Origin of the sequence: Asticcacaulis sp., assembly GCF_027484505.1 — a bacterium.
GTDB lineage: Bacteria > Pseudomonadota > Alphaproteobacteria > Caulobacterales > Caulobacteraceae > Asticcacaulis.
This window is the reverse complement of sequence record NZ_JAIXSV010000189.1, coordinates 1-3,730: the sequence shown is the minus strand read 5'-3', so window position 1 is coordinate 3,730 and position 3,730 is coordinate 1. Positions and strand designations below refer to the sequence as shown.

The following is a 3,730-nucleotide window of genomic DNA, read 5'->3' as shown; positions in this document are numbered from 1 at the left end:
TTCAGGGCTTCGCGCGCCTGAGCCAGAAACTCAACCACCTTGGTTCGCACCTCTGTCTCGCGCACGGGGATGTTGGAAGCGGTCAGATCGCCCAGCACCTTGCGAATCACGTCCTCCTCGCCCGGCTGCTCGAAATCAGCGCGCACCACAGCCTTGGCGTAGTTTTCGAGATTGTCGCCGGACAGGCCCATTTTTTCGCCAGCCCACAGGCCGATCATACGGTTGCGGCGCGCCACAGCTTTGAATTCAAACTCTTCGTTGTGGGCGAACTGCGCTTCGAAACCTTTGGATCGGTCATCAAACGTCGTCATAGGGATAAACCTCACTTGTCCTTTTGGTTTTAATGCGCGCCATGACCCCGCGCAACACAAACCGTCATTTACATCACAAAAGTTTTTGATTATTGGCTGCACCCAATCGCATCCTTGGGATGCCTCTTTCACAGCCGTGCGTCAGACGCCCTTTTCAAACCCTCCCCGACACCCTTCACCGGCTGGCCCGGACGGTTTGACTATTCCGACGTTTGCACATGCGCTGCCCTTTCTGGAGATGGCGCCATGACCACCCGCCGCAAGAAGATTTACGAAGGCAAGGCCAAGATCCTGTACGAAGGCCCTGAGCCCGGTACGCTGGTTCAGTACTTCAAGGACGACGCCACCGCCTTCAACGGCGAGAAGAAGGCCCAGCTCGAAGGCAAGGGCGTCATCAACAACCGCATCAGCGAGTTCGTAATGACCCGCCTGACGCAGATCGGCGTGCAAAACCACTTCATCAAACGTCTGAACCTGCGCGAGCAACTGATCCGTGAAGTCGAGATCATCCCGCTGGAAGTCGTCTGCCGCAATGTCGTCGCCGGGTCGATGGCCAAGCGCTTCAACCTGCCCGAAGGCCAGCAACTGCCGCGTTCCATCATCGAGTTCTACTACAAGAACGACGAGATGGGCGATCCCATGATTACGGAAGAGCACATCACGGCCTTCAACTGGGCCACGACGCAGGAAATCGACGACATTCTGGCCATGACGCTGCGCGTCAATGACTTCCTTTGCGGCATGTTCGCCGCCGTCGGCATCACGCTGGTCGATTTCAAGATCGAGTTCGGCCGCCTGTTCGAGGGTGAGTTCGCGCGCGTCATCCTGGCCGACGAGATCAGCCCCGATTCGTGCCGCCTGTGGGACACGCAGTCGGGCGAAAAACTCGACAAGGACCGCTTCCGCCGCGATCTGGGCGACGTGATCGAGTCCTATACCGAGGTCGCCAAGCGCCTCGGGATCATGAAGGATATGCCCCGCGTCATCGAGGGCGGTGCGCAGTAATCTCCCCCCTTAAGTCCATCGGTTCCGGTGGACTTTTTGCTTACTCTCTCAAATTGAAGTGAAAAGATGAAAGCCACGGTTCATATCTTCCTCAAGGCTGGCGTTCTTGATGTTCAGGGCAAGGCGGTCGAAGGCGCGCTCAACGGGCTGGCGGGCACAGCTGGCTGGAGCGATGTCGCCAATGTCCGCGTCGGCAAGGTGCTGGAGTTCGACCTGAAAAGCACGGACAAGCCCTCTGCCGAAGCCGAGGTCAAGAGCATGTGCGAAAAGCTGCTGGCCAATACGGTCATCGAATCCTACCGCATCGAGGTCGCGTAAGATGAAAGCCGCCGTCCTCGTCTTTCCGGGTTCCAATTGCGACCGCGACTGCAAGGTGGCGGTCGAGGTGACGACCGAGGCCCAAGTCAGCATGGTGTGGCATCAGGACACGAGCCTGCCCGCGGGCCTCGACCTGATCGTCGTGCCGGGCGGCTTCTCCTATGGCGACTATCTGCGCTGCGGCGCGATGGCCTCCCTGTCGCCGGTCATGGCTGAGGTGGTCAAGGCGGCGCAGCGCGGCGTCTCGGTCGTCGGCATCTGCAACGGGTTCCAGATCCTGTGCGAAGCGGGCCTGCTGCCGGGCGCGCTGATGCGTAATGCCGGTCTTAAGTACGTCTGCAAACCCATTGAACTGACGATTGAAAATCGCAATACGCGCTTTACCTCGGCCTATGGCGACAAGGCGAGCGTGTGGATGACGCAGGGCAATGGCGACGGCAATTTCTTCGCCGATGCCGAAACGCTGAAAGCCATCGAAGACAATAATCAGGTGGTGTTCCGCTACGTCGAAAACCCCAATGGCTCGGTCAACAACATTGCGGGCATCATGAATGCCGAAGGCAATGTGCTGGGCATGATGCCGCACCCGGACCGCGCCTTTGAACCGGCGCTGGGCTCGGCCGACGGCGCGCCGCTGTTCCACAGCCTGATGCGCGTGCTTCAGGCGGCCTGACGCGAAGGCCGATTGACAGAACCGGTTACAGATGCAACCCCTTACCTGTCCGGCTGGCAGCCGGACAGGTAAGGGGTTTTTTATGCGTATCCGTCATGGGTTTTGGTTCTCTGCGATTCTGGCTGTGACGGCGGGCTGTGCCTCAGCCGCTCCCTTTCCCGACACGCCGGTGACGACCCCCTTGTCGCTAGGCTATCACGCTAAGGCCTGCCCCGCCGCCTACAAAACCATCGTTACAACCCGCACCATTGAGTGCGGCGACATGGTGGTTGAGGAAACGCGCGGCAGCGGCAATGGCCGCCGCATCAGCTTTCCCGTCGTCATTGCGCGCGTCGCCGCACCTGACAAAAAGCCCGATCCTCTGATCTATCTGCACGGCGGCCCCGGCGGCGATATTGTCGCGGCCGCACCCTACATCGCCAAGGGTGACAAGACCGCGCTCGACCGCGACCTGATCCTGTTCGATCATCGCGGCACCGGGCAATCCACCCCGTCGCTCGATTGTGGCGAAGCGCCCCTGTCCGATGCCGGCGTGACCAGCGCGGCGGGTGTTGAGGTCTTGAAGGCGTGCGCTTTGCACTGGCGCGCCAAAGGCGTGGACATGTCGCAATATCATTCCGCCGTCATCGCTCAGGATATCCGCGAGCTGCGTGAGGCGTTGCATATCACCTCCTACAACCTGTTCGGCGGCTCCTACGGCACGCGCGTGGCCATGGCCGTCATGCAGCACGACCCGGAAGGCCTGCGCAGCGTTATCCTCTCTTCGACCTGGCCACCGGAAGGCAATGCCACCGCCCCCCTGCCCGGTCTGGTGTCGCGTGAGGTGCGTCAGGTGCTGGCCTATTGCCGCGCCGATGCCACCTGTCATTCGCGCTTCCCCGATCTGGAAGCGCGCTTCGACACCCGCCTGAAACAGTGGCTGGACGCGCCGGTCACCCATAACGGCCAGACCTACACGGCAGACGAGGTCGGGGCCTTCCTGCTCGATGAACTCTACAGCGATCACGGCGCGCGCCGCCTGCCCCTGACCATGGATCGCCTTCTGAAGGGCGATTTTTCCGCGTTGGACGCCTTCAAAAAGGTGCAGGCGGGCTATACGGAAGGCCAGTTCTTCACCACCCTGTGCCGTGAGGAATTTGCCTTCGAAGACCCGGCAGCGCTTGAGGCCACCGACCGCAACGACCCGATCGCCCTGTCCGTCGCCCGCGACGCGCGGCGTTTCTTCGAGGTCTGTCCGGCCTTTGCCACAGGCCGCGCCGAGGCGGTGGAAAACCAGCCCCTGAGCAGCGATATCCCGACCCTAATGCTGTCGGCAGATATAGATGCGGGCTGTCCGGCTGAGTTGTCGGATGAAGCCGTCAAGCGCCTGAGCCACGGGCGTAACTACACCTTCGTCAACCGGATGCACACCATTCAGGGCAGC

At 61.0% G+C, this 3,730-nt stretch carries 5 protein-coding genes; 4 read left to right on the top strand and 1 reads right to left on the bottom strand.

The features are described from left to right. Positions 1 to 311, bottom strand: a 311-nt coding sequence (locus Q0072_RS11795) for a DUF1476 domain-containing protein (RefSeq protein ID WP_298330249.1), incomplete at its 3' end; no start/stop codon positions are given. A 246-nt stretch (positions 312 to 557) separates the two neighbouring features. On the opposite strand from Q0072_RS11795, the gene purC reads away from it, so the two are divergent. From purC to Q0072_RS11775, 4 genes are all read left to right on the top strand, one after another. After that, the gene (gene purC / locus Q0072_RS11790; protein WP_298330246.1) at positions 558 to 1,316 is read left to right on the top strand and encodes a phosphoribosylaminoimidazolesuccinocarboxamide synthase; all 759 of its coding nucleotides are present in this window, start codon (positions 558 to 560) and stop codon (positions 1,314 to 1,316) included. Between the two features lie 66 nt (positions 1,317 to 1,382). Beyond that, positions 1,383 to 1,634 carry a phosphoribosylformylglycinamidine synthase subunit PurS gene (purS, locus tag Q0072_RS11785; protein WP_298330244.1) on the top strand — a complete coding sequence of 84 codons (252 nt, stop codon included), beginning with the start codon at positions 1,383 to 1,385 and terminating at the stop codon, positions 1,632 to 1,634. Between the two features lies 1 nt (position 1,635). Beyond that, a complete protein-coding gene (gene purQ / locus Q0072_RS11780) occupies positions 1,636 to 2,307 on the top strand; it encodes a phosphoribosylformylglycinamidine synthase subunit PurQ (protein ID WP_298330241.1) in 672 nt (223 codons plus the stop codon). Between the two features lie 82 nt (positions 2,308 to 2,389). Then, positions 2,390 to 3,730 (top strand): alpha/beta hydrolase (locus Q0072_RS11775; RefSeq protein ID WP_298330238.1); only part of this gene is annotated, 1,341 nt, incomplete at its 3' end.